Raw genomic sequence first — 25,004 nt, 5'->3', positions numbered from 1 at the left:
GCCTAAGGCAGCTTGTGACCAGCTGCCTGAATAAGGCTGTACCACTCAGCGCGGGATAGCGAAATATCTGAACCCGCTGCGGCATCGACGATGCGAGAGGGCGTCGTTGTGCCCAGCACAACCTGCATATTCGCAGGATGACGCATGATCCAGGCGCACGCAACGGCGATGGGTTCCACGCCATATTTCTCAGCGAGACGCTCAATCTCAGCATTGAGTTCCGGATAGTCCGGCGAACCCAGGAAGATTCCCGGCTCACTCCCTTTTTGCAGAGGTGACCAGGCCTGCAGCGTGATGCCATTAATCCGCGCGTAGTCCACTAATCCGCCTCCATCGCGGGTGATGGCGTCCCCAGTAGTAGTCATATTCGACGTCATGCCCTGCGCAACCAAAGCAGAGTGTGTAAGTGACAGCTGCACCTGGTTGATCAGAATCGGCTGCTCCACGGCAGTCTTGAGCAGATCAATCTGACGTGGAGTGTGATTGGAGACGCCAAAAGCACGCACCTTCCCAGCTACCGCAAGATCATCAAAAGCACGCGCTACTTCTTCCGGTTCCACCAAAGCGTCTGGGCGGTGCAGCAACAGCACATCTAAATAGTCCATATTCAGGGCCTGCAGCGATCGCTCTGCTGAAGCAACAATGTGCTCATAGGACTGGTCATAGCCCCATGGTTTGTCGATGATTCCCGTTTTCGACTGCACAATAATATCTTCGCGCTCCGCTGAAGATAGCTTCAAGGCCTCTGCGAACCTCCGCTCGCACAAGTGATACCCGCCCTCGGGAACATTGAAACCATAAAGATCCGCGTGGTCGAAGTAATTAACGCCAGCCTCTCGCGCGGCGGCATATAGATCGCGAATCTGCATATCCGTCTTATCACCAATGCGCATCATGCCCGCGATAATATTGGGCACTTCTTGCCCACTTGTTCCTAATTCAATACTTCGCATATTAATTTCCTCTTGGACTAGCGTTCAGCTCGCACGGATTGAGTACTGCGCGAGTCTATCCGTTTAGCGACGCAGAAGCGTTAAATAAGCCTCAAGTTGGTTGAGGATCCGCTCAGTACTAAAACCTTCTGGATCCATTACTGCTGTAATTTGTGAGCCCTGCAGGAAAACCACCAATAGCTCTGCCGTGCTGTCAACCTCAGGGAGAGGACGCAGCAACCTATCTTCGCCATCGTCTGCAGCGGTTCGGAACAAGAATTCCTGTTTCCATTGGTGACCTTATTTACCTAGTTTACCAACGCCGCGGCCTTCGGTCTGACCTTCTTGCTGGCTATCACCAGCTTTGCCGTGATGGTGTGGGCGAACCGTTACCACCGCGAATACAGCGTGTTCGTGAAAACCATCGCGCCGCTGCTCGCCGGCATTGGCATGGCGGCGGTAACCGCGCTGATTCTCATCAACTTCAACCTCATGATGGACACCGAAGACTTCTCCATGATTTGGATCATGCCGGCCATCATCTTAGGTTCCGGGCTCATTGGTCTTATCTGGGGCGAGATTTTAATCCGCCGCAACACCATGAACTCCGCGCACATCACGGGCGAGGTACCGGAACCCGAGCTTCAGCCCACGACGCCGGTGTAGGCGCCTTGTTTAACCACAACCACCAACATTCTTCACCTAAAGAAAAGGAAACCTTAAGGCGCTGCTGAAGATTCACCGCTCGTACAAGCACATCACTAAAGCGCAGGTCTACTACGGCCGCGACGACACCGGCACCACCCGGTGGGGTGAGATAGAGGAATTCTCCTCGCTGGACGTCGTCTCAGACGGCGCGGCCGGCTGGAGGTTTCATCCACCCGCCTGGGAAACGGCCCCCGTCAGGTGCTGTTGCAAACAGGAATTCCGGACAACTAACTATTTGTTAGTGTGCAGCGCAACGCTGGTACCGGATCCGCCGTTTTCGTCGAAAACGCGAGTTTGCAACAGCACCGTTTTAACAACCTTCAAAGCTCCCTGAGTCAGCGCGAGAGATAGTTATACAGTGTCGTTCGACCAATACCGAGCCTGCGCGCAACTTCCGCTTTCGGAACACCACCGCCCACCCACTCGCGTGCCTGGGCAAGCTGCTCATCAGACAGCACTTTCGCGCGACCTTTATACACCCCGCGGGCTTTCGCCCGCGCAATCCCCTCCGCCTGACGCTCACGAATAATCGAGCGCTCAAACTCCGCCACACTACCGAGCAAGCCCAGCATGAGCTTGGCAATCGGAGTCGAATTCAACGAATACGTTTGGCCCTCTTTCAGGAACAGCACCGGTGCGGAATTACGATGTCCTGAAGATTGCTTGTTGATTAAACTCCCCGCATTATCTACTGGGTATCGGTTCGGGCATTGCATTCCAAGAGCGATTAGAGCAGGGCCCAGCCTCACAAGTGAGTGGAATACTTTTAAACTGGTGTTTCGGGAGGATCTCTAATCTGTCCACGTTTCACTCTGCGATTTACCCTCCTATGAGGATTCAAGGCTTCCGGATGCTGTGGATTTTCGAAATGGATGAAAGAGAATCCCGATTTCTAAAGATGATCCTTGGTTGTTATGTTGATAGGGCAGGTTAAGACTCCCAGTCGGTATTGATCGCGGCACGCGAGAAAACCCTCTTGCCGCGGTGCACAGAGAGGAGAACTGGGCAGCCCTCTTGTAAAACCTCACGTTCAGAATGGGCGTCTAGGACGATAAGGTTGGCGGGATTGCCCTCCATGATGCCGTAGCCCCTAAGACCTAGATTCTTCGCTGGATTATGGGTGATGAATTCGAGACAGTTGTCGATGTACTTGGGCTGAAGCATATGGGAAACATGTAGCCCGGTGTCGACAACGCGAAGAAGATCGCCGTTTCCCATGGGGTACCACGGGTCGGAGATAGAATCCTGACACAGTGCAACGTTGAGCCCGAAATCGGTCAGTGCCTTAATTGGTGCGACGCCCCGGGGGGTGGCGTGTGAATAGCCTCGACCCTGTAGATGTAAGTTCTCATTGGGGCAAACAGCGAAGGTGACATCGGCAGAAGCGAGCTTGGGCAATAGGCGTGCCATGTATCCTGGCTCGTAGTAACTCATCGCCGCCGAGTGTGAAACAGTAGCTAGTCCCTGCATGGAGCGCTTCGTGGTCTCAGCAGCGATTACCTCCACGAAGCGCGATTGGGCATCATCAATCTCGTCGCAGTGGATGTCGATGCGGGTGCCGTACTTTTCGCCAAGGTCAAAAAGGTGCTTAAGGGAGTCGACACCGTCTTCACGTGTGGGCTCCAAGTGAGGAATACCCCCCACGACATCTGCTCCTTCCTTGAGTGCCTGCTCAACTAGGCGGTCTCCGCCTTGGTAGGCGTAGATGCCGTTTTGAGGGAATGCTACCAACTCGACGTCGCACCAGTCGCGGATTTCCTCTTTCACATCCTTAAGTACCCGAAAAGCGGTCAGCTCCGGATCAGTGACGTCAACGTGGGTGCGAATAAAACCCACGCCGTGCTCAACTGCGGACTTCGCGGCTGCAATAGCATTTCTGCGGATGAGGTCGGGGTTGTTCAATCCCGCTTCTTTGCGCTCACGCCAGATCTCAATTGCCTCAAAAAGTGTGCCGGACTCATTATCGCGAGGGATTCCGGCCGTATTGGCGTAATCCAAGTGGATATGTGCCTCAACAAACTGAGGGGAGACAAGACGCCCAGCAGCATCATAGATTTCAGCTTCGGTCTCAGCAATGAATGGTCCAGCAGCCGGGGTAATCGTCGTGATTTTGCCTGTGATTGGATCGATGTCGATATCGACGAGTTGTCCGTTGGCTGCTCCCTTGACGAGGGCGTTGGTGATACGCATTATCGCTCCACAATTTCTATACTCTGATAGGTAAATGAGTCACCTTCTTTTCTAGTCGCAATCCAGCTGGAGGACAAATTGAATCGGCCTGAGTTTTCTGGAGAGTAGGGGTAAAAGCCTTTACTGGGCTTTTACGGATTGGTGTTGACTCTCGTAGGCCTGCTCGTACTCGACCGGTGGTACGTCTGCGATCGAGGAATGCAGTCGTTGGTAATTGTACCAATACACATACGAGGCGGTCTCCCTTTCTACTTCGCTAGCGTCCTGCCACGTGCGGGAAGGATCGAAATCAATCAGTTCGGTTTTGTAGAGCCCGATCGTTGATTCCATCATCGCGTTGTCCAACGCATCGCCGACGGTGCCGATGGAACCGTCGATCCCGGATTCTGTCAGCGTCTCCGTAAACGCCAAAGACGTGTACTGCACCCCCGCATCCGAGTGGTGCACGAGCCCGGTGGAGGTGAACTCCATCTTCGTGCGTTTCCGCGAGAATAGGGCGTGCTCCAGGGCCATGAGCACCATCCGGGTGTCCATGACGGTGGTGGTGACCCAGCCCAGGATCATCCTGGAGTAGGCGTCGACGATGAACGCGGTGTAGCAGAACCCGTCCCGAGCAGTCCAGACATAGGTGAAATCGGCTATCCACCATTGATCCGGCCGGCTGGGATGATCCCACCGGCGTTTGACGAGGTCCGGGTGTCTGATCCGCGAGGGGTCTGAGATGGTAGTGCGGCGTTTATGCATACCGCGGCTGACACCCCGGATCCCGGTCACCTTCATCAGGCGTTGGACCTGGTCACGGCCAACATCGAGACCGTTGCGGTGGGCGGCTTTCCACAGTTTGTGCCGTCCATAAACACACCGATTGTCCCGCCAGAGATCGTGGAGTCGGTCGGCGGTGTAGGCGTCGTCTAATTCGGCGTCGGTCGGCCCGAAGCCGCGGGATTGATGGGCGTAGAAGGTGCTTGGGGCAATCGTGATGCCATGCTCGGTGAGCACGGCACAGATTGACTCGACCCCGAAGCGCTGCCGATAGGTGCGAATGAAATCCACGACTACCGGAGTTTGCGGTCGAGCTCCGCCTGGGCGAAAAAAGCTGACGCCGTTTTGAGGATCTCGTTGGCCTTTTCCAGACGCTGGTTGCGTTGGCGTTCGGCGTTGTAAGCCTTCTCTAGTTCGGTGTAGCTCATCTTTGGGCACTGACCCCTGTTTGGTAGACACCTAATATCCCATCAACGTGGGACTGAAAGGTAATCTCCTCACTATGCCAAGCAAGACCTATACCGAAGAGTTCAAGCGTGATGCTGTCGCACTCTATGAGAATTCCTCGGGTGCTTCATTGACCACTATTGCCACTGATCTCGGGATCAACCGCGCTACCTTGCATAACTGGGTCAAAAGGTACGGGACGGCCGCGCGCACCACGATCATTACCCCGGATTCTTCCTCGTCGGCCTCGGTCACCGACACCGAGCGGATCCGGCAGCTTGAACGCCAAGTTAAACGCTTGCAAGAAGAGCGCGATATTTTGCAAAAGGCTGCTAAATATTTCGCGGAAGAGACGAATTGGTGATCCGCTTCCGGTTCGTTGACGACGCGCGAAAAACCTACCCGGTTAAGCGGTTATGTGAAGTTCTGACGTTGAATCGTTCCTCGTATTACAAATGGAAATCTAGTGCAGCCAAGCGCAAGAAACGCTTGTTTAGCGATGCTATCCTCGGCGCGAAAGTCAAGGCCGTGTTCGCCGCAGAAAAGGGCTGCTACGGCGCCAAACGCGTCACGGCAGAACTCAACGACAATCCAAAAGATAGACCTGTCAACCATAAACGGGTCGCACGGGTGATGAGGTCAATGAAATTGTTTGGGTTCACGAAAAAACGCAAAGTCACCACGACTGTTTCGGATAAGAAAAAACCAGTGTTTCCGGACCTAGTCGGACGGAAGTTCACTGCCGACAAGCCAAATCAGCTCTATGTCGGTGACATTACGTATTTGCCGATTGACGGTGGGGCAAATATGTACCTGGCTACCGTGATTGACTGCTATTCACGCAGGCTAATCGGTTTCGCGATTGCGGATCACATGCGCACTAGCTTGGTTCAAGATGCCCTCACAGCTGCCAAAGGCCAGCGAGGCAGCCTTAAAGGGGCAATATTTCACTCGGATCACGGCAGTGTTTATACCTCGCAAGCATTCCAGCAGACATGCACGCTACTTGGGGTGAAACAGTCGATGGGAGCAATTGGAACCAGCGCAGATAACGCCTTAGCTGAATCGTTTAACGCCTCAATGAAGCGTGAAGTGCTGCAAGATTCTAAAACATTCACTAACCAGCTGGTGTGTCGGAGGGAGGTGTTCCGGTGGTGCACCAGGTACAACACGATGCGAAGGCACTCGTGGTGTAATCACCTCGCACCAAACGTGTTTGAGCGGCACAATGAAGCTACACTCAAACGTGCTTCTTGATTAAATCCCTGTGTCTACTTGGTCAAGTCCGGTTGAGTGGTGTTTCTGCCTTTCGATAAAACAAGCAGTGAAATTGGTCTTCAGGGGCCGGCTCGTTGCCGGTGCTGTTGCCGGTTCATGCAACCTCCTGAGTGTTGTCGGCGTCGATGACGTTGGCGTTGATCATTGCCTTGGTGTGTTCCAGGCTGGTCAGTGACATGTAGCGATTTTGCTGAATCCAGTCATCATGCTGTTCAGCCAGTACCGCACCGACGAGACGGATAACCGCGTCACGGTTAGGGAAAATACCGACGGCATCCGTACGCCGACGGATCTCCCGATTAAGTCTCTCGGTCGGGTTATTCGACCAGATTTTGGTCCACACTGATTTCGGAGCATGAGTAAACGCTAGGAGTTCCTCGAGGGCTTCTTCCAGGTAGTGAGCAACGTGCGGGAACTTTTCCTCGCAAAAAGCCACGACCTCCCGGGCTTGATTCCATACTGCCTGCGCATCGGGTTGTTGAAAGATGGTATGAAACATTGCCGATAGCGTCGGCCATTGCGTCTTCGGCACCATCGACGAGAGGTTCTTGGCAAAATGCGTACGACACCGTTGCCAGGACGCATTCGGTAGTACTTCACCAATGGCATGCTGGATGCCCAAATGGGCGTCACTGGTCACGAGGTAGACCTCGTTAAGTCCGCGGGCTTTGAGATCTCTAAAGAACCCGGTCCACGAGGCCACTGATTCAGAGGTAGCGACCTGCATGCCAAGTAGTTCCCTGTAGCCTTCGGCGTTAACACCGGTGGCTAGTAGTACGGAGGTTTTGACCACCCGCCCGCCTTCACGGACTTTCATGGTCAACGCGTCACAGGAAACATAGAGGTAGGGTCCGGTATCTAGCGGGCGAGTGCGGAAATCTTCGACCATGCCGTCAAGGTCTTTCGCAATCTCGGATACCTGTGACTTCGACAGGTTATTGATTCCCAAACTGGCGACGAGATCGTTCATCCTGCGAGTCGATACGCCTTTCAGGTAGCAGGTGGCGATCACGGTCGTTAGTGCGCGTTCTGCCCGGGTGCGTCGTTGAAGTAGCCAATCTGGGAAGAACGATCCGGTGCGCAGTTTGGGCACGGCGACATCAATGGTGCCCACACGAGTATCCAGGTCACGGTGGCGGTAGCCATTGCGGACGTTAGTACGAGACTCAGAGGAGGTGGCGTATTCAGCGCCGCAGACTTGGTCAGCCTGGGCCGAGAGAATCTGGTTAATAAAGCCTTGGAGCATCTGTCGCATCAAATCTGGGGATGCTTGAGCGAGCAATTCGTCCAAGTAGGTAGTTGGGTCGATAGAATGAGGACTAGCGGCCATCGTGGTTATCCCTTTCGAGGAGATGTAGGAGTTAATTCGAAAGGTACTGCGGTGGTCGCCCACATCGTTCATAGGGTCCTCACCAACAGTTACAGATACACCACGCTACGGGACACAACCGTCTACTTTCCGGGGGTCAGGCCCCCAGCGCAGATAACGCCTTAGCTGAATCGTTTAACGCCTCAATGAAGCGTGAAGTGCTGCAAGATTCTAAAACATTCACTAACCAGCTGGTGTGTCGGAGGGAGGTGTTCCGGTGGTGCACCAGGTACAACACGATGCGAAGGCACTCGTGGTGTAATCACCTCGCACCAAACGTGTTTGAGCGGCACAATGAAGCTACACTCAAACGTGCTTCTTGATTAAATCCCTGTGTCTACTTTCCGGGGGTCAGGCCCTTGCATCCGCTGGGGCGTCTTCTTTCATTTCGTGTTTGCGGATCCAGTTCCGCAGTGTTGATTCTTTGACGTCGAGCAGCTCGCCGATTTCTCGGCGGGCGGCGGCTTTCGAAATGGTTCCTTCGTCGAGGCGTTCGAAATACATTCGGACCGCGCGCTCCTGGGTGGCGGCATCGTACTTACTTTGACGGGGCATGGGGGTTCTCCTTGTTCAGGTAAAACCCTATCTCCATCAAACCCAGTCCGCCGCAAATTCAGAAAACTGCGATTGGTGCTCGCGAATGCCTCAATGCATATCCTTAACAAGTGTTAATACCTGTTAATTGACAGTTATTCTCCCTGAAGGTACGATTTGCGCTATCGAAATACCTATCGAACAATAGAAAGGTGGGCTTCGTGCTCGACTCGTATGACAGAAAGTACCTTGATTTAGCTATTGAGCAAGCGAAAATCGGTTGGCAAGAAGGGGGAGTACCTATCGGAGCCGTATTAGTGTCGGATCGCGAGGTCTTGGCAGTTGGTCACAATCGGCGTGTCCAAATGGGCTCGGCGATTAGACATGGTGAGACCGACTGCATTGAAAATGCGGGGCGTTTGTCTGCGAGTGTTTATCGAAACTCGACGCTGTATACAACCCTCTCACCCTGCTATATGTGCGCAGGAACATCTGTACTGTACGACATTCCGCGAATTGTAATTGGTGAAAACCACACGTTTGAGGCCTCTGAAGAGTGGTTGCGCTCGATGGGCAAGGAGCTGATTGTCGTGGACGATGAGATCTGCAAATCCTTGATGCAAATGATGCTCAGCGAGCGACCAGAAATTTGGGCGGAAGATATTGGAGAACCTGTATGAGTATTTCGACTACATCGCAAAGCGGGCATAAATCCTTAGAAACGGATTTGGAACCGGTCGATCCAGACTATCCGGTGACCCCAGTTCCCCTGCATGCGCGCAAGAAATTCGTCTCTTTGGCAATCGTCTTGCTAGGCTTCACAGTCTTTACTCCAACCATGCTTTCGGGAGCTGAGCTCGGCCTAGCATTCAAATTTTCACAGCTGCTAATGGTGGTTGCACTTGGTTCACTCATCTTAGGCTCCTATGTTTCAACCCTGGGCTGGATTGGTGCGCGAACTGGCCTGACCACTGTGGTGATGGCACGTTATGTGCTTGGAACGCGAGGGGCCAAGTTCGCTTCTCTGCTCTTGGGAGGCACCCAAGTCGGTTGGTATGGAGTGATCATCGGAACTGTAGGATCTATGACGGCTACTGCGTTTAGTTGGGATTCATACTCTGCCCAGATAGCCATCATGGTTGTCGCAAGCGTACTGATGTGTCTCACCGCCTGCTACGGCTACAAGGGAATGTACTGGGTATCAGCGATTTCTACTCCTCTTATCCTAGTGCTTGCCGTTTGGGTTGTATTCAAGTGCCTTGAACAAGTTCATGGATGGGCAGGTCTGCTTGATCTTGAGCCGGCTTCTCAGATGTCTCTTGGTGTTGCGATCACTACCGTAGTAGGCACCTTCGTTTCTGCAGGAACTCAGGCACCTAACTGGACTCGGTTTGCAAAGTCCGGAAATCAAGCAATCTGGGCGTGTGTAATCGGTTTCATCGTAGGCAACGGCCTCATGATATTTTTTGGCGCAATTGGCGCGATGACATTTGGGGAGGGCGACTTTGTCGTGATCCTTTATCAGCTTGGTTTGGTCGCTTTAGGTCTAGTTCTCTTGTTTGGAAATCTGTGGAAGTCGAATGCCGACACAGCCTATGCCTTTGGCGTTGCGGGCGCTGAAATTTTTGAGAAGAACAATAAGTTACCGTTCGTGGTTGGCGGGTCCATCATCGGTACCCTCTTAGCAGTGTTCGGGGTGCACAACCACCTCACCGATTTCCTATACCTGTTGGGAGTATTTATTCCTCCGCTGGGAGGCGTCATTATTGGTGATTACATAATGCGGTGGTCCCGAACCCAGATGCCGGAGGGAACAGAGATACCAAGATATAATGCAATCAATATTGGAATCTACGTAGTTGCTTCGGTGCTTGCCTACAGCTCCACGATGCTGGGTATAGGTATCCCGCCACTAGTAGGCATTTTCAGTGCCATCATTCTGGTAGTTTTGGTTAATAAGCTTCGTCGGACTTCAAAAGCTTAGACACCGGAACAGGCCCTGATTGGTAGAAGTTCAGATTTTTGGCCATTAGGGCTGGGAGGAAAGGTCCATGCCTAAGTTGCATTCTGAGCAGCTCAATTGTGACGCGGTTGCGGGCCTGACCCGTAGGAGGTGGACACGGGGATATAGCCAAAGTGCAAGCAGGAGGTTACCGCATGACTGTGGTTCAACGGCCTGCGGTGGTAAGTAGAGCTCAGACCACGAAGCTGGCGGGAAGTGCTGTAGCGGATTGTCCGGCGGAACATTGAAGTGCCCCGGGTTTTGTTCCTAGGCATTTGCCTTGATTTCTATTATTTCTCGACTGGTGTTGGGTGCCCAAAATTCGGCCTCAACTTCAACCGGGGTACGGTAATCGAGGCTCTGGTGGAGCCGTGATTCGTTCCACCACGTGATCCACTCGAAGGTCGCGATTTCCACGTCGACCATATCGTTCCATGTGCGGGTATGAATGAGTTCATTCTTGTAGGAACCGTTGACGTTCTCGGCCAAGGCATTGTCATAGGAGTCACCTACCGTCCCCGTGGAGGCCGTGATGGTGCTGTTGCAAAGTTGGGGCAGTAGAAAGACCGGCGTGAAATAATCAGAGCCATGGGCATCTTCTCCGGTCGGCATTTCCCCCGTGACATCATCCTGTGGGCGGTGCGGTGGTACTGCCGCTACGGGGTGAGCTACCGCGATCTCGAAGAAATGATGACCGAGCGGGGTGCGCCAGTCGATCACACCACGATCTACCGCTGGGTGCAGAAATACGCCCCTGAGCTGGATAAGCAGACTCGCTGGTACCGGCAGGTACCCGACTGGCAGGCCCGGTCCTGGCGGGTGGATGAGACCTATATCCGGGTCGGCGGCACGTGGTGCTACCTCTACCGGGCTATTACCGCCGGTGGCCAGACCCTGGACTTTTATCTCTCCCCGAAGCGCAATGTCGCGGCGGCCAAGCGTTTCCTGGCCAAGACGCTGCGATCGAATACGACAGCCGGGTCCCCGCGGGTCATCAACACCGACAAGGCACCAGCTCTGGCCAAGGCAATATCCGAGCTGAAGGCGGAGGGAATCTGCCCTCAGACGGTGGAGCACCGGCAGGTGAAATACCTGAACAACGTTATCGAGGGAGATCATGGCCGACTTAAAAGAATCCTGGGGCCGAAGGGAGCGTTCAAAAACCGAATTTCCGCCTACCGGACGTTGAAAGGGATGGAAGCGATGCATTCATTACGGAAAGGCCAGGGAACGATGTTTGCCTACGGGCACCCGAACCCAGACGCGGTGATCGTCAGCCGGATATTCGAGACAGCTTAAGCACCCCGGAGCAAGGACAACTAATGTCTTGAGGTTGGGCTTTTCGACCCTGGCCCAACTTTGCAACAGCACCTTTACTTTTCCACAAGCCACCCCTATAACAACAGAAACAGCACCTGACAGGCCAGGATCTTGCCGATCATGGAGGTCGGATACACCGTGGCATAACTCCTGTTGGCCAGGTCCGTGCCGGTCTGATCATTGAGATAGGAGATGATCGCCGGGTTGGTGGTGGCACCTGCAGCCAGTCCCATGGCTTCATCCCAGCGCAGCTTCAACACCTTCATGCCGATGATTGCGCACAACAATGCCGAGGTCACCGTAATGAGGAAACCAGCACCGATATAGACCAGGGACTGCGGATCAGTCAGCGCTTCACGGAAACCCGCACCAGCTGAGGTCCCCACCCCTGCCAGAAACAACGCCAGGCCCAAGGTAGAGATCGTCCTATTGGCATGAAAGGGTAACTGCCAGGTGACCGGACCGGTACGGTTCAACGCCCCCAGGATCAATCCCACCACGATGGGGCCACCACCAAAACCCAGATACATGGTGGTGTCCCCCGGCAGTGGGATCGGGACGGCACCGAGCAACAACCCCAGCGACAATCCAATGGCAAAAGGCAGAAGGTTCACGTCGCCCAGGGACTTCTCCGAATCCCCCAGGTACTTGCGGACATCCCCCATCCGGCCCGGAGCCGCCACCACACGCACACGGTCGGAGTAGTTAATCACCGTGTCACCACGGGGAACAAATTCACTATCCCCCTGGCGGATACGGGCAATCATGAAACCATTGGCCACCGTATCCAGCTCCGCCACGGTCAGACCAGCAATATTCGGATTGGACACCGTGAAACGGGAATACACCAACTCTGTATCTTCAATCTTCGTGGCGCATTCCGACCCCAGTGCCGCGATCGCATCATCCACAGCACGCACAGAACCATTGATCACCAACTCCATCCCCGGCTCCAAAGGCAGAGACGGATCCGCCAGACGGTGTTCATGGAGATCCTCCACGATGCGGGTGGCAATGATCTTCTGACCACTCAAAGCAGGCAGATCACCAATCGTGCCCGCCACCCCCTCCCCGATGCGCACACCCTTCCACACCAAGGGTTCAGAGATCATCCCCTCTTTACGGGCATCCTCCCGGTGATTGACCTTGAGTAGTTTCGCCCCCACAGCAGCAACCAGGATGGAACCCAGAACCGCGCCCGGATAAGCCAGGGAGAAACCAATAACTGGTTGACCTGCCAGGTCAGGATCGCTGAGCTCCACCACCGCTGCCATACCCGGTGTGGAGGTGAGGGAGCCAGCAAACATACCGGCTCCCGCCCCGGTGCTTAAACCGAAGGTCTTCACCATGGCCCAGGCAAGCGCTGCCATGGATATCAACAGCAGGATCATGAAGATGGTGAGTTTCCATCCCTTGCTCTTAAACTCTCGGAAGAAGGCCGGTCCTGCAGAGATACCGATGACGTAGACAAACATGGCCAGGCCGAGTTGGAAAACAAAGGCCGGGATCTGGATCTCCGGGTTCAGGGTAGACAGGATCAGTGCCACAAAAAGCACTGCCGCAGCACCTAGCGAGATGCCGAGGAAGCGTATCTTTCCGATGGCCAGACCTACTGTCAGGATCACAGCCAGGGCGATCAGGGGGTTTGCGGCAAAGAAATCAAGCACAGCGTGGGACCATTCCTTTTCTCACAGGTGATTACTTCCTATGGTCCCGCAATACCAGACATAAAACAACAGATACAAAACTCTTTTTAGGCAATGGAACTAGCTGGAGGAGAAGGGGGTCGCTTGTGAATTCGTCGAATATCCGACGCTAGGCCTCTACCTGATCAGGTATCAATCGTTCATGAGACACTCCTCTCTCTACACACCCACCAACGATCCTGTGTTGTCGACGTTGGCACCGCTGATCGGCGGCACCATCAACACCAAAACCATCACCGCACACTGGGATGAAATCCTCCGGCTGGCCGCATCCATCAAAACCGGCACCGTGACCGCCTCCTTGATGATGCGCAAACTCGGCGCCTATCCACGCCAGAACGGACTCGCCACCGCACTGCGGGAACTGGGCAAACTGGAACGAACTCTCTTCCTGCTGGATTGGATCCAAGATCCCGACCTGCGCCGCACCGTGACGGCCGGGCTGAACAAGGGCGAGGCCCGGAACGCCCTGGCCCGGGCCGTTTTCTTCAACCGTCTTGGATAGATCCGCGACCGATCCTTCGAGCAACAACGCTACCGAGCCTCGGGGCTGAATCTCCTCACCGCGGCCATCGTTCTCTGGAACACGGTCTACCTCGACCGCGCCATCACCACCTTGAATCAGGAGGGCAACGCCACGGACCCTGAGCTGCTGCGGTTCCCCTCACCCCTTGGATGGGAACACATCAACCTCACCGGCGATTACACCTGGCCACGCACCAACAAGATCAAGCCCGGCAAATACAGGCCGCTACGACGCTTCCCCAAGCCTTAGCGTCGGATATTTTACTTTTCCACAAGCCACCCCTTTTAGTTCGACGTGGCCAGACATTAATTTATCGACGCGCACACCGAAGTCAGGTCGGACGTTGCCGGAGTCCTCCCGAACTTCGGCATGCAGGACTACTTTCCTGTTAAGAATCTTTTCGCCGTACTCGCGCAGTAAATTGTCTACTGGATTAGCTAGAGCTGCCTCGGGTTCTCCAGGGCCATTGAGACTGTCCTTAGCGGCTTGCCCGAATTGAGCCACGAGAGTATCGAAAACGTCCATAACGTGATGATACAGCGAATTAACTCATCTATTACTGCAGACCAGCGAAGCTAAAGTTGGTTGAACAATCCGGCAAAACTACCTCAAACAGAGTTGGAAGTGCGCTCTATAAGCGGTTTCCTATCTAATAGTTTCTCTTTAGTAAGGTAGAGATGTTGCCGCCCGAGGTCTGCCAAGCGAGAAGTATCAGCAGGCATTCGGGACATCAGGCAACCTTCGGCTTCGCGCGGCGGCTAGCTCCACTGCGAAGTAGAGGGTTAGACGTTGCACGGTGTGGAAAGCCGAAGACGAATATCCCTAAGCGAAGGAGGTTCAGAAATGGATTCTTATGATGCTGAAGAGGGAGAGTGTCTAATGGTTTGTGTGTGAGGGGTTTGGGCCTGACCCCCGGAAAGTAGACACAGGGATTTAATCAAGAAGCACGTTTGAGTGTAGCTTCATTGTGCCGCTCAAACACGTTTGGTGCGAGGTGATTACACCACGAGTGCCTTCGCATCGTGTTGTACCTGGTGCACCACCGGAACACCTCCCTCCGACACACCAGCTGGTTAGTGAATGTTTTAGAATCTTGCAGCACTTCACGCTTCATTGAGGCGTTAAACGATTCAGCTAAGGCGTTATCTGCGCTGGTTCCAATTGCTCCCATCGACTGTTTCACCCCAAGTAGCGTGCATGTCTGCTGGAATGCTTGCGAGGTATAAACACTGCCGTGATCCGAGTGAAATATTGCCCCTTTAAGGCTGCCTCGCTGGCCTTTGGCAGCTGTGAGGGCATCTTGAACCAAGCTAGTGCGCATGTGATCCGCAATCGCGAAACCGATTAGCCTGCGTGAATAGCAGTCAATCACGGTAGCCAGGTACATATTTGCCCCACCGTCAATCGGCAAATACGTAATGTCACCGACATAGAGCTGATTTGGCTTGTCGGCAGTGAACTTCCGTCCGACTAGGTCCGGAAACACTGGTTTTTTCTTATCCGAAACAGTCGTGGTGACTTTGCGTTTTTTCGTGAACCCAAACAATTTCATTGACCTCATCACCCGTGCGACCCGTTTATGGTTGACAGGTCTATCTTTTGGATTGTCGTTGAGTTCTGCCGTGACGCGTTTGGCGCCGTAGCAGCCCTTTTCTGCGGCGAACACGGCCTTGACTTTCGCGCCGAGGATAGCATCGCTAAACAAGCGTTTCTTGCGCTTGGCTGCACTAGATTTCCATTTGTAATACGAGGAACGATTCAACGTCAGAACTTCACATAACCGCTTAACCGGGTAGGTTTTTCGCGCGTCGTCAACGAACCGGAAGCGGATCACCAATTCGTCTCTTCCGCGAAATATTTAGCAGCCTTTTGCAAAATATCGCGCTCTTCTTGCAAGCGTTTAACTTGGCGTTCAAGCTGCCGGATCCGCTCGGTGTCGGTGACCGAGGCCGACGAGGAAGAATCCGGGGTAATGATCGTGGTGCGCGCGGCCGTCCCGTACCTTTTGACCCAGTTATGCAAGGTAGCGCGGTTGATCCCGAGATCAGTGGCAATAGTGGTCAATGAAGCACCCGAGGAATTCTCATAGAGTGCGACAGCATCACGCTTGAACTCTTCGGTATAGGTCTTGCTTGGCATAGTGAGGAGATTACCTTTCAGTCCCACGTTGATGGGATATTAGGTGTCTACCAAACAGGGGTCAGTGCCTTTCCCTTACATGAAGGAGATAAACCATAATGGATTCTGTGGCGAAACGAGATCCGGAAGATTCCGCGAAGATTAAAGCGATCGAGCAGAAACTGCTCGCGAACCCGGAGATATCCAAGCTCATTGACGAGCTGGGAACCACAGCAACGGACGCCAACGACCTAGTCCGGGGATTACTGCAAGCTTCGGTCACCCGTGGCTTGGAAGCCGAAATGGATGCCCACCTGGGTTATTCCAAAGGCGATCGTGAGGCCAAAGCGGCCGGTGGTGGCGATAATTATCGCAACGGCTCCTATGTCAAAAAGGTTGATTCGAACTACGGCCCGGTCGATGTCACCGTCCCACGTGATCGGCAGGGCACGTTCTTGCCCACGATGGTGCCGAAAGGCTCACGCAGGTTAACCGATGTCGATGACATGATCATCAGTTTGTATGCCGGTGGCATGACAGTGCGCGATATCCAGCATCATATGGCCACGGTCATGAGGGTTGATATCTCGCATGAAACGATTTCCGCAGTGACTGATGCGGTGCTAGATGAAGTCATGATCTGGCAAAACCGTCAGCTAGACGAGTTCTACCCGGTAATATTCCTCGATGCGCTGCGTATCAAAGTTCGCGACGGTGGACGAGTAGTTAACAAGTCCGCCTTTTTGGCTATCGGCGTGGATATGGACGGGATCAAACACATCCTGGGTATCTGGTTGGCGAAAGAAGAAGGCGCCTCCTTCTGGGCTCATGTGTGCGCGAACCTGGCAAGCCGTGGAGTCCAGGACGTGTTTATTGTCTGCTGCGATGGTTTGAAAGGCCTGCCGGAAGCGGTGGAAGCAACGTGGCCGGATTCGATGGTGCAGACCTGTGTGGTGCATTTGATTCGTGCAGCAAACCGGTGGGTGGCCTATGGCGATCGTAAGACCGTATCTGCGGCGTTGAAGAAGGTGTATACCGCGCCTGACGAGGCAACCGCACGTGCAGCGTTGGATGAATTCGCCGACTCAGAACTGGGCCAGAAATATCCCCAATCAGTCAAGGTCTGGTCCGATGCGTGGGAGCGTTTCGTGCCGTTTCTGCAGTTCCCGCCGATGGCCAGAAAGGTCATCTATACGACAAACTCGATTGAGTCGATGAATAACGAGCTGCGTAAAGCTACCCGTAACCGCGTGCAATTTACCAATGATGATTCCGCGATTAAGACGCTGTGGTTGATGATCTGCAATATTGAGGATAAACGCGCGGCTAAACGCGCAAAACAGGGCAAGAAAGCTGCTGCTACCAGCGGAAGACTCATCGAAGGCAGAAAGGTCACCAACTGGAAACAAGCCATCAACCAAATGGCCGTGGCCTACCCCGAACGATTCACCAACTACCTATAAATCACTAACCCCGAAAGCCCCACACACAAAATACGGGCTATGTGACAAAAGTGGTGTCTAGATCCGGCAATCTCCGCAGCTCTCAATAGCTAAATCAATACTCTGCAAGGTCAAAAAGCTTGCACACACGAGTTTTTCGGTCAATCCCGAAGTTTCTACCGCACCTGTGCTAACAGGTGCGGTTTTGTATTTCTCATGCCCGAAATACGACCACGATGCCCACTATGCACTGGGGAAATGAAGAAAAATGGGAAAAGAAACGCACGCACCCGATGGCGCTGTAAAAACACCACCTGCGGAATATCCGAACAAACCCACCGACCAGACATCACTGCCAAGCGCCACTTCACCTACTTCCACAACCACGTCACCGGCATCTACCCAATCACCGAATGCGCCAGGCTGATGAAAGTATCCACCCGCACCGTATACCGATACTTCGAACCACTATGGCTTATCGAAATACCCAACAACCCTGACAAACACCGCATCCACGACCAAATCTTTATCGACGGCACCTACACCGCAGCCGGATGTCTACTCATAGCCTCAACCTCCGACCACGTCTTGTGCTGGCACTGGTGCAAACACGAAACCACCCACGCCTACACACAGCTACTCTCTAAACTCGCAGCACCCTTATGCGTGGTACTCGACGGTGGACAAGGTGCTCAAGCCGCCATCAAAAAGCTCTGGCCTAACACCTTGATCCAACGCTGCCTCATCCACGCCCAACGAGTTGTTCGCCGCTACGTCACCTCCCGGCCACGGACYGAAGCCGGACGCGAAATCTATAATCTCGCCTTAGAACTAACAAGCAGAGAAACCGTGCAACAAGCCCGAAAATGGGCCGTCGACCTCCACAAATATGGAATCAAACACCACGATTTCCTCAACGAGAAAACCCCCTTGCCCCCAGAAATAAACCGCACCGGCAAACGCTATGAATTCACCCACCGCAGAGTCCGCAGCGCCTATAACTCGCTGACTAACCTGCACAAAAAGGGACACCTATTTATCTACCTCACCCCACCAAAACAAGCGATAGACAAAAAATCTTGGGCATCAAATACCAACAGACTAGAAGGCGGCATCAACTCGCAACTGAAATTCATCGCTCGCTGCCACCGCGGGCGCGGCGGGGAACGGCAAAGAAAAATGCTCGAATGGTGGCTCTACAACAAAACACCACTGCCTGGCGACCCACACAAGATCGCCAGACAGCAGAACTGGGGAAAAGACCAACTCGCCAAAGTCCACGTCTTAACCCACACCGAGAACCACACCAACCACGAAACCGGAAGGCCAGCCCTCTACGACAATGCTATCCCAACCGAATACAACCACTCAGTAGGAATCAGAAAAGGAACCATCCGCTAAACATCCCACCCCGACACGCCGCCAGACACCACTTTTGGCATATAGGCCCAAAATACTTGACACGCTCTGAAGAGGAGCAGAACAAAAAGAAAGCACCACCAGTTGGTGGACTGGTGGTGCTTATCATTCCGGTCGTCGTAGCTCTTATCGAGCACGGCCCAGAGTGGATCGAGAAGCTACATCTTCTCGGACTGTTCTAGCTCTGAGGAATGCCCCGTTTGTGTTGACGCACGCGGGGTATTCCCTTTTATCGGACTACACCGGGGGAGGCTTTGTCCATGCCCCCCAATATACACCAGGTGCACGAGGTACACCAGATGTATGAGGTGCACCAGATACACAAAGAGTGAAGGGTGCTCAGTCCCACTATTTAGAACTCGACCTTTCAGCGGAGTGCGAAACTAGCAGTCTCCGCAGCGCGTGTGAAAATCCGCTGATAACAAAGCTTACTCCGATGAAAACCAATAATCCCTCACCGATATACGCACCATCAGGTAGTGAAACGAAAAACTTGACCATCATTACACCGAGGATCACATATGCAATGTCGAACCAGAAGCACTTGATTTTGACCATCACAAGTGGAATTCCGAGTGGAAGTGCAATCACCGCAGATGCTAAAGCCAATGTAGCGAAAACGTTGAGGTCAAAATTTCGATCCTCAGGAAATACAACCACTAACGTTAAGCCCACAATAGCAATTAATACTTCGGGGAACGGGAGAGCAAATCCTTTTTGTCGGTATAGTCGCTGCTCTTTTACAGACATGAATGCCCCTTAACATGCTGACAGATAGGATAGATACAAAATGTACAACACCTATTTATAGTTATTGTTCAGATAAATACTCTAGAAGGGATTCTTTAATCTCTGGGCAGTCTTTACTACTTGATACATTCCCTCGGCAGTGGACCAGCAATTGGCGTACGTCCGACTATCTCCGTATGCGTTCTTGCAAACAGTCTTTAATTCTTGACGAAGTGATGGGTCACAGGTAACTACTCTTAGATCGTACTCAGGGATCCTGTCGTAACACATATCATGCCTCGCACATGGCCGACTTATCGTCCATTGCCTTGTGGCTATCGCTTTCACCATTTTCTTGGCCGTTGCCGGCGGCGGCGGGAACTGGGCAACCCAGATGCAGGTCAGCGGTTTTATATTGGCCGGATGTATCCTGAGCATCGTTACAGCGGTTACAGACAGATCTCGTGACCAAGGGAAGGCCGATTAAAAACCACGCCTTTTGACGTACTCCAACTATCGAACATCGGACACTACTTCTCCTGCTTGAGGTAGCTATATAGCGTTGTCCGGCCAATACCGAGCCTGCGCGCCACCTCAGCTTTTGGGATACCAGCATCCACCCACTCTTGTGCCTGGGCAAGCTGCTCATCAGTCAGCACTTTCGCGCGGCCTTTATAAACGCTGCGGGTTTTTGTGCGAGCAATCCCCTCCGCTTGTTGCAAAACGCTTTAAACTCCGACACAGAATCACGCAAGCCGGGGATAGGCTTGGCAATCCGTGCGGAGCTCAAAAGGGCAGGAATGGAACCTACTTTTTATTCTGCCTAAGGAGAATAACTAGGATCGCTATCAGCAACGCCGGTACTAGAAGAGTGACACTCAAACTGGCAATAATGGTTAAAAGTTCAGCCACAACTTCTCCTTAAGGTTTGATGGTGATGCAGGCCCAGTTTCCCGGGCCTGCGGAACGCACATGGGCCCTACCGCAGACTTTGGTGTTAGGATCAAGGTGCCTCTTTACCTGAAAAGTATGTGTTGTGCGGTAGAGAGCGCAATTAGGTCCAGATGTTCGGACTTTTCGTTGCCCTTTTTCTCTATAGGCTATCTCAAATTTATCAACGCAAGCATTTCCTGGGTTTGCCCCAAGGTTATATGCCATAGCAATATTGTCAACCCATGTCCCCCTGCCGGTTACGAAGAGCGTATTTGCAGCCCCGAAGCCCCCTGGTGCCCAAGTGGTACCGTCTGCTGACTGTGGTTTTATGGTGGGTCCATCGCCGGTAGGTTCGACGGCGTCAAACTCTGGCGGTAGCGGAGCCGAGGCATCCGCTACTTGTACCGTGCTGGAATCTTGAGAAGCCTCGTTTGCCCCAGCAACTCCTGCTTGACTGAGCAATAGAGCCGAAGCTATTACTGCAAATACTTTCGAACGCATGGTTTCCCCCTTAAGTAGGATAGAGAAGATGAGTGAAATAGTCGGGTTTTCACCGGCTGAATACCGATGCTTAGCAGGAATGTATCTAGCGATACTCATTAGGGTTGATCATGGAACTGCATATCTGAAAAGGTAATTTGCCCATAACCCCTGTCGGGAATTTCCTGTAAGAGGGACGCTAGTTCAAAATTCCCGGGGCGTCTATAGTTGTCACAAAGTCGGAACGAAAGTGACCACCTTTTCGGGGTCAACCTTTAACTGGGTTTATGGGGAAGCTGGCCGGGCAAAACTGGGAATACCCCACATCCACCGCCATGAAGCCAAATGTTTGTACGGAGACCTAGTCTAGAACAGGGCAAACAGCGGTGCCATGTTATAAAAGGCGCAGCCGACAACAACGGTGCCCGAGATAGCGCACACAATGAAAGCGAAAAAGGAACCTGTAAAGGTTCAGGAATGCATTTACGTGGTCGCCAGTTTCCTTACGCTCGTTTGGCTATATCGATATTTCTCAGCTGGCCATTTCCTATAGAGCAGCCGTCAGCCAACGATAGTCTCAGCTATTACTATCCAACTTTGTTGAGGTAGCTATATAGCGTTGTGCGGCCAATGCCGAGCCTGCGCGCAACCTCTGCCTTCGGAACGCCCGCGCTCACCCACTCTTGTGCCTGGGCAAGTTGCTCATCAGTCAAGGCTTTCGCGCGGCCTTGATAAATCCCGCGGGCTTTCGCCCGCGCAATCCCCTCCGCCTGTCGCTCACGAATAATCGCCCGCTCAAACTCCGCCACAGAACCAAGGAGACCCAGCATGAGTTTGGCAATCGGAGTCGAATTCAAAGAATAGGTTTGGCCTTCTTTTTAAAACTTCACCGAAACATCCCGGGCAGTGAGGTCATCGACCAGGCGGTGCAAATCAATCAACGACCGCGCCAACCGATCCATACTCGTGACCACAAGTTGGTCGCCAGGGCGCACATAATTTAACGCCCCAGTGGAAAGGTAGAGGTTGCTAGCTTTAATAGATAGCCTAAGTCCCGGATCCTGAAAGGAAAACAATGCTGTACATGGTACCCGGACTACTAGCTGGAGTTGTCTTCTATCTCATTCTCACGGTGCTCAACTGGGGGGTTGAGGCAATGTCCTCAAAGAAATACCAGTTACGAGCACACGGCCGACTTATCGTCCATTGCCTTGTGGCTATCGCTTTCACTATTTTCTTGGCCGTTGCCGGCGGTGGAGGGAACTGGGCAACCCAGATGCAGGTCAGCGGTTTTATATTGGCCGGATGTATCCTGAGCATCGTTACATCGGTTACAGACAGATCTCGTGACCAAGGGAAGGCCGATTAAAAACCACGCCTTTTGACGTACTCCAACTATCGAACATCGGACACTACTTCTCCTGCTTGAGGTAGCTATATAGCGTTGTCCGGCCAATACCGAGCCTGCGCGCCACCTCAGCTTTTGGGATGCCAACGTCCACCCACTCCCTCGCCTGGGCAAGCTGCTCATCAGACAGCGCTTTCGCGCGACCATGATAAACCCCGCGGGCCTTCGCGCGAGCAATCCCCTCCGCCTGACGCTCACGAATAATAGAACGCTCAAACTCCGCCACCGACCCAAGCAACCCGAGCATGAGCTTGGCAATCGGCGTCGAATTCAACGAATACGTTTGCCCCTCTTTCAGGAACTTCACTGAAATATCCTGACTGGTCAGCTCATCGACCAGGCGGTGCAAATCAATCAACGACCGCGCCAACCGATCCATACTCATAACCACAAGCTGGTCACCAGGACGTGCGTAATCCAGTGTCCCATCTAAGCCCGGGCGGCGAACATCGTCAAGGAAAAGTAGAAGGTGGCATGTCAGCGAAGATCACGAGGTTACAGCAGACCGTTACTAGCGTTACTACCTATGCCACGGCCGTCTAGTAAGGTACAGATGTTGCCACCCGAGGTCTGCCAGGCGAGAAGTATCAGCAGGCACTCGGGATACCCGGCAACCTTCGGCTTCGCGCGGCGGCTAGCTCCACTGCGAAGTAGAGGGTTAGACGTCGCTCGGTGTGGAAAGCTGAAGACGAATATCCCGAAGCGAAGGAGATTCAGAAATGGATTCTTATGATGCTGAAGAGGAGCAGGGCAAAAAGAAAGCACCACCAGTTAGCGCACTGGCAGTGCCTGCCACTCTGGTCATCGTAGCTCTTATCGAGCACGGCCCAGAATGGATCGAGAAGCTACAACTTCTCGGACTGTTCTAGCTCTGAGGAATACCCCGTTTGTGTTGACGCACGCGGGGTATTCCCTTTTATCGGACTACACCAGCGGAGGCTTTGTCCATGCCCCCCAATGTACACCAGATGTATGAGGTGCACCAGATGCACAGCCCTTAAAGTAAGACTGCTGCGGTAACCGCGCCGAGTACAATTACTACTCCAGCAAAGAAAGGAATTCCGCCTCCTTTGTAGTCTTTACCCTGTGCGGACTCTATAGCCCACATCGATAGAAAAACGCCCACGCCACCAACTACTAGCGGAGTCCTTTCAACGCTGGTAAACGAAACAGCAATGGCAACATAGAGCATGACAAACGAGACTAGCCACCCACCCGCGCTGCTAAACGAAGATTCAGATACTTTACTCACTTACAGTCACCAACCTCTAAAGCAGTTTTCTTCGATTCCGGAGATGCCAAGAATCTCTGCGGCAGCACCGCCCGCAATTTTACGGAATTCTTTCTTAGTGCCAGCTCCGACCAATAGCCTAGCTGTATATGCTATGCCTCCAAGTCCTCTGATAGCTCTAAAGGCAGCTGTGCCAGGAAGAACAACCAGAGTAATGTGCGCGATACACTTTGTTACTTTCCACGCGGTGGCTCCCGCACCAGCGCGCGCCAGTAGAAGCGGATTTCCCTCTGCGTCTCCCGGGGCCATAGAGCCGTTGTCCAAGAAGATAACGCTTTCAAAGCTCTGAGGAAGACCAGATTCACCATTTTCTTGTGCAAGCTGATTGGCTGCAAGTCTTTCTTCTTCGGTAATTAGCCTGTACTCATTACCTTGCTCATTAGACAACAAGCTACCGACGGCATTCTGAGAAGGGGCAGCAGAAGCAACAGCAGGCTGCGATACGCCTAACAATAGAGCCGACACCGTTGTTAGAACGACAGCTTTAACCTTCAAAATATTTCTCCTTATAAAACACAATGTAATGACCAACGGCCTTCACAGACGAAATGAGACCACTGCTGTAGAAAGTTTCATGCGACCCCGTAACAGCCCCGAAATGCGGCGCAGAACTTAGCCACTTTTGCCTATCGAGACAAAGAACCACCTGAAATTCCTTCTAACGGCGAACCTATCGGAATCCCGATACTTCCTCTAGCTATGTACACAAAGTCGGAACGAAAGTGACCATCTTTTCGGGGTCAACCTTTTCTGGGTAGAAATAGCCAACGCCGCAGCATGGGCCTCACCGTAAGTTAAATGGCCAGTATCGACTGGGCCGAGAAGTTTTCGCGCGCGGTTTTGGATGTGCATTTCATAGTTGCGCTGGCTGCCGTCGATCCGCTTCATGACACATTGTCTAACCCAGGAATCAGACAACGGTAGAAGAATTCTTGAACGAACAATCTAGAAGAACCGAAAAGGAACGAAAGTACCCACCCGTTTGAGGTCAATCATTGGCCGACAGCATTTTGCGTTAGAGCTGACAACTCTATCGTTTTTGCGGCGGCTTTTTAAATATTGAAAATTCTCCGTAGAGGAGATCGCGCATTCCTGAAAGAATTGCGATGAGGCCTATCCATAATCCAGTTATATAGATGACAAGTGTGCCAATAAGTATGGCTGAGCAGCTAACTATCTTGTGCTGTTTGGTTCGTTTGTCATTGGATTCATCAGGTTGATAGGCCACAGCGACCATGAGATCAACGGTGGCAAATGCTAGAAAAATATACGAGATACTTGTGTAACCGAGTATCGCAAAGGCTCCCGAGACCACAAGCATGGCGATCCCCGCCAAGCCGAGTAAACGACTCATCAAAAAATACTCCAAAATATGGTTTACTAATAGATTCATTCTCAATAATCAAGATT

The 25,004-nt window shown here is 52.8% G+C and carries 27 protein-coding genes, 3 pseudogenes and 1 other annotated feature; of the genes and pseudogenes, 11 read left to right on the top strand and 19 right to left on the bottom strand.

Annotated elements, in window-relative coordinates; translation table 11 throughout:
• Window positions 1-2 precede the first annotated feature (2 nt).
• The gene (locus CCASEI_RS00550) at window positions 3-953 is read right to left on the bottom strand and encodes an aldo/keto reductase (protein ID WP_006823919.1); all 951 of its coding nucleotides are present in this window, start codon (window positions 951-953) and stop codon (window positions 3-5) included.
• A gap of 324 nt (window positions 954-1,277) precedes the next feature.
• On the opposite strand from CCASEI_RS00550, the gene CCASEI_RS00540 reads away from it, so the two are divergent.
• The gene (locus tag CCASEI_RS00540) at window positions 1,278-1,598 is read left to right on the top strand and encodes a hypothetical protein (RefSeq protein WP_025386854.1); all 321 of its coding nucleotides are present in this window, start codon (window positions 1,278-1,280) and stop codon (window positions 1,596-1,598) included.
• A 377-nt stretch (window positions 1,599-1,975) separates the two neighbouring features.
• Here CCASEI_RS00540 and CCASEI_RS00535 read toward each other — a convergent pair whose 3' ends face one another.
• From CCASEI_RS00535 to CCASEI_RS15570, 4 genes are all read right to left on the bottom strand, one after another.
• Complete coding sequence (locus CCASEI_RS00535) at window positions 1,976-2,356, bottom strand: recombinase family protein (RefSeq protein ID WP_225868418.1); 381 nt, start codon at window positions 2,354-2,356, stop codon at window positions 1,976-1,978.
• A 214-nt stretch (window positions 2,357-2,570) separates the two neighbouring features.
• Window positions 2,571-3,830 carry an amidohydrolase family protein gene (locus CCASEI_RS00530; protein WP_006823920.1) on the bottom strand — a complete coding sequence of 420 codons (1,260 nt, stop codon included), beginning with the start codon at window positions 3,828-3,830 and terminating at the stop codon, window positions 2,571-2,573.
• Window positions 3,831-3,950: 120 nt separating this feature from the next.
• Window positions 3,951-4,883 (bottom strand): IS3 family transposase, encoded by a 933-nt coding sequence (locus CCASEI_RS00525; RefSeq protein WP_006823921.1) that lies wholly within the window; start codon window positions 4,881-4,883, stop codon window positions 3,951-3,953.
• Window positions 4,797-4,928: a sequence feature (AL1L pseudoknot), on the bottom strand. (Overlaps the previous gene by 87 nt.)
• Window positions 4,886-5,020: a hypothetical protein gene (locus tag CCASEI_RS15570; RefSeq protein ID WP_269843382.1), complete on the bottom strand. Its 135-nt coding sequence runs from the start codon at window positions 5,018-5,020 to the stop codon at window positions 4,886-4,888. It overlaps the preceding feature by 43 nt.
• A 74-nt stretch (window positions 5,021-5,094) precedes the next feature.
• Between CCASEI_RS15570 and CCASEI_RS00510 the strand changes: the two genes are divergently transcribed.
• Window positions 5,095-6,296 (top strand): IS3 family transposase gene (locus CCASEI_RS00510; RefSeq protein ID WP_404825269.1). Its coding sequence is split into 2 segments (ribosomal slippage): window positions 5,095-5,389 and window positions 5,389-6,296, totalling 1,203 coding nucleotides; the frame shifts between segments, so codons are not numbered across the junction.
• A 115-nt stretch (window positions 6,297-6,411) separates the two neighbouring features.
• On the opposite strand, the gene CCASEI_RS00505 is transcribed toward CCASEI_RS00510, so the two are convergent.
• Entirely contained in the window at window positions 6,412-7,647 is a 1,236-nt protein-coding gene (locus CCASEI_RS00505; protein ID WP_025386852.1) for an IS256 family transposase, read from the bottom strand.
• A gap of 131 nt (window positions 7,648-7,778) precedes the next feature.
• On the opposite strand from CCASEI_RS00505, the pseudogene CCASEI_RS14615 reads away from it, so the two are divergent.
• Window positions 7,779-8,009: pseudogene (locus CCASEI_RS14615) on the top strand (integrase core domain-containing protein); the annotation flags it as partial.
• Between the two features lie 28 nt (window positions 8,010-8,037).
• Here CCASEI_RS14615 and CCASEI_RS14265 read toward each other — a convergent pair.
• Window positions 8,038-8,241: a transposase gene (locus CCASEI_RS14265; RefSeq protein WP_025386851.1), complete on the bottom strand. Its 204-nt coding sequence runs from the start codon at window positions 8,239-8,241 to the stop codon at window positions 8,038-8,040.
• A gap of 200 nt (window positions 8,242-8,441) precedes the next feature.
• Here CCASEI_RS14265 and CCASEI_RS00495 point away from each other — a divergent pair, with 200 nt between their 5' ends.
• Window positions 8,442-8,900 carry a nucleoside deaminase gene (locus tag CCASEI_RS00495; RefSeq protein WP_006821389.1) on the top strand — a complete coding sequence of 153 codons (459 nt, stop codon included), beginning with the start codon at window positions 8,442-8,444 and terminating at the stop codon, window positions 8,898-8,900.
• The gene (gene codB, locus CCASEI_RS00490) at window positions 8,897-10,204 is read left to right on the top strand and encodes a cytosine permease (RefSeq protein WP_006821390.1); all 1,308 of its coding nucleotides are present in this window, start codon (window positions 8,897-8,899) and stop codon (window positions 10,202-10,204) included. The genes CCASEI_RS00495 and codB overlap by 4 nt, the downstream gene beginning before the upstream one ends.
• Window positions 10,205-10,489: 285 nt before the next feature.
• Here codB and CCASEI_RS00485 read toward each other — a convergent pair whose 3' ends face one another.
• A complete protein-coding gene (locus tag CCASEI_RS00485; RefSeq protein ID WP_025386850.1) occupies window positions 10,490-10,834 on the bottom strand; it encodes an integrase core domain-containing protein in 345 nt (114 codons plus the stop codon).
• Between CCASEI_RS00485 and CCASEI_RS00480 the strand changes: the two genes are divergently transcribed.
• Complete coding sequence (locus CCASEI_RS00480) at window positions 10,811-11,521, top strand: IS6 family transposase (protein ID WP_006821391.1); 711 nt, start codon at window positions 10,811-10,813, stop codon at window positions 11,519-11,521. The two genes, CCASEI_RS00485 and CCASEI_RS00480, sit on opposite strands and share 24 nt — an antisense overlap.
• Window positions 11,522-11,616: 95 nt before the next feature.
• On the opposite strand, the gene CCASEI_RS00475 is transcribed toward CCASEI_RS00480, so the two are convergent.
• Complete coding sequence (locus CCASEI_RS00475; protein ID WP_025386849.1) at window positions 11,617-13,209, bottom strand: aspartate:alanine exchanger family transporter; 1,593 nt, start codon at window positions 13,207-13,209, stop codon at window positions 11,617-11,619.
• A 190-nt stretch (window positions 13,210-13,399) separates the two neighbouring features.
• Here CCASEI_RS00475 and CCASEI_RS14605 point away from each other — a divergent pair.
• Window positions 13,400-14,023, top strand: a pseudogene (locus CCASEI_RS14605) (Tn3 family transposase); the annotation flags it as partial.
• Here the strand turns inward: CCASEI_RS14605 and CCASEI_RS00465 are convergent.
• Both CCASEI_RS00465 and CCASEI_RS00460 read right to left on the bottom strand, forming a co-directional pair.
• Window positions 14,000-14,299 (bottom strand): hypothetical protein, encoded by a 300-nt coding sequence (locus tag CCASEI_RS00465; protein ID WP_025386847.1) that lies wholly within the window; start codon window positions 14,297-14,299, stop codon window positions 14,000-14,002. The pseudogene CCASEI_RS14605 and the gene CCASEI_RS00465 sit on opposite strands and share 24 nt — an antisense overlap.
• A gap of 412 nt (window positions 14,300-14,711) precedes the next feature.
• Window positions 14,712-15,913 (bottom strand): IS3 family transposase gene (locus CCASEI_RS00460; protein ID WP_404825269.1). Its coding sequence is split into 2 segments (ribosomal slippage): window positions 14,712-15,619 and window positions 15,619-15,913, totalling 1,203 coding nucleotides; the frame shifts between segments, so codons are not numbered across the junction.
• A gap of 98 nt (window positions 15,914-16,011) precedes the next feature.
• On the opposite strand from CCASEI_RS00460, the gene CCASEI_RS00450 reads away from it, so the two are divergent.
• The 3 genes from CCASEI_RS00450 (at window position 16,012) to CCASEI_RS14910 (ending at window position 18,935) form a co-directional block, all read left to right on the top strand.
• Entirely contained in the window at window positions 16,012-17,355 is a 1,344-nt protein-coding gene (locus tag CCASEI_RS00450) for an IS256 family transposase (protein WP_025386845.1), read from the top strand.
• A gap of 195 nt (window positions 17,356-17,550) precedes the next feature.
• Complete coding sequence (locus CCASEI_RS00445; RefSeq protein ID WP_038574308.1) at window positions 17,551-18,735, top strand: IS1249 family transposase; 1,185 nt, start codon at window positions 17,551-17,553, stop codon at window positions 18,733-18,735.
• Window positions 18,736-18,791: 56 nt separating this feature from the next.
• Entirely contained in the window at window positions 18,792-18,935 is a 144-nt protein-coding gene (locus CCASEI_RS14910; RefSeq protein ID WP_155894798.1) for a hypothetical protein, read from the top strand.
• A gap of 166 nt (window positions 18,936-19,101) precedes the next feature.
• Here the strand turns inward: CCASEI_RS14910 and CCASEI_RS00440 are convergent, their stop codons facing one another.
• From CCASEI_RS00440 to CCASEI_RS00420, 5 genes and pseudogenes are all read right to left on the bottom strand, one after another.
• Window positions 19,102-19,503 (bottom strand): hypothetical protein, encoded by a 402-nt coding sequence (locus CCASEI_RS00440; protein WP_006822408.1) that lies wholly within the window; start codon window positions 19,501-19,503, stop codon window positions 19,102-19,104.
• 509 nt (window positions 19,504-20,012) lie between these two features.
• Window positions 20,013-20,141 carry a helix-turn-helix domain-containing protein gene (locus CCASEI_RS15375; protein ID WP_225868417.1) on the bottom strand — a complete coding sequence of 43 codons (129 nt, stop codon included), beginning with the start codon at window positions 20,139-20,141 and terminating at the stop codon, window positions 20,013-20,015.
• Window positions 20,142-21,482: 1,341 nt separating this feature from the next.
• Window positions 21,483-21,632 (bottom strand): helix-turn-helix domain-containing protein, encoded by a 150-nt coding sequence (locus CCASEI_RS15565; RefSeq protein ID WP_269843404.1) that lies wholly within the window; start codon window positions 21,630-21,632, stop codon window positions 21,483-21,485.
• Window positions 21,633-21,644: 12 nt separating this feature from the next.
• Window positions 21,645-21,890, bottom strand: a pseudogene (locus CCASEI_RS15550) (recombinase family protein); the annotation flags it as partial.
• Between the two features lie 417 nt (window positions 21,891-22,307).
• The gene (locus CCASEI_RS00420) at window positions 22,308-22,784 is read right to left on the bottom strand and encodes a recombinase family protein (protein ID WP_035094836.1); all 477 of its coding nucleotides are present in this window, start codon (window positions 22,782-22,784) and stop codon (window positions 22,308-22,310) included.
• 238 nt (window positions 22,785-23,022) lie between these two features.
• Here CCASEI_RS00420 and CCASEI_RS14905 point away from each other — a divergent pair, with 238 nt between their 5' ends.
• Window positions 23,023-23,172 carry a hypothetical protein gene (locus CCASEI_RS14905; RefSeq protein ID WP_155894797.1) on the top strand — a complete coding sequence of 50 codons (150 nt, stop codon included), beginning with the start codon at window positions 23,023-23,025 and terminating at the stop codon, window positions 23,170-23,172.
• A 128-nt stretch (window positions 23,173-23,300) separates the two neighbouring features.
• Here the strand turns inward: CCASEI_RS14905 and CCASEI_RS14900 are convergent, their stop codons facing one another.
• From CCASEI_RS14900 to CCASEI_RS00410, 3 genes are all read right to left on the bottom strand, one after another.
• Window positions 23,301-23,555, bottom strand: a complete 255-nt coding sequence (locus tag CCASEI_RS14900; RefSeq protein ID WP_006822404.1) for a hypothetical protein — start codon at window positions 23,553-23,555, stop codon at window positions 23,301-23,303.
• A 6-nt stretch (window positions 23,556-23,561) separates the two neighbouring features.
• Window positions 23,562-24,089: a hypothetical protein gene (locus CCASEI_RS14260; protein WP_006822403.1), complete on the bottom strand. Its 528-nt coding sequence runs from the start codon at window positions 24,087-24,089 to the stop codon at window positions 23,562-23,564.
• Between the two features lie 535 nt (window positions 24,090-24,624).
• Window positions 24,625-24,987: a hypothetical protein gene (locus CCASEI_RS00410; RefSeq protein ID WP_225868416.1), complete on the bottom strand. Its 363-nt coding sequence runs from the start codon at window positions 24,985-24,987 to the stop codon at window positions 24,625-24,627.
• Between the last annotated feature and the right edge of the window lie 17 nt (window positions 24,988-25,004).

Origin of the sequence: Corynebacterium casei LMG S-19264 (genome assembly GCF_000550785.1) — a bacterium.
GTDB classification, from domain to species: domain Bacteria; phylum Actinomycetota; class Actinomycetes; order Mycobacteriales; family Mycobacteriaceae; genus Corynebacterium; species Corynebacterium casei.
Note: the sequence above shows the minus strand (reverse complement) of the source record. Positions and strands in the feature narration are given on the sequence as shown.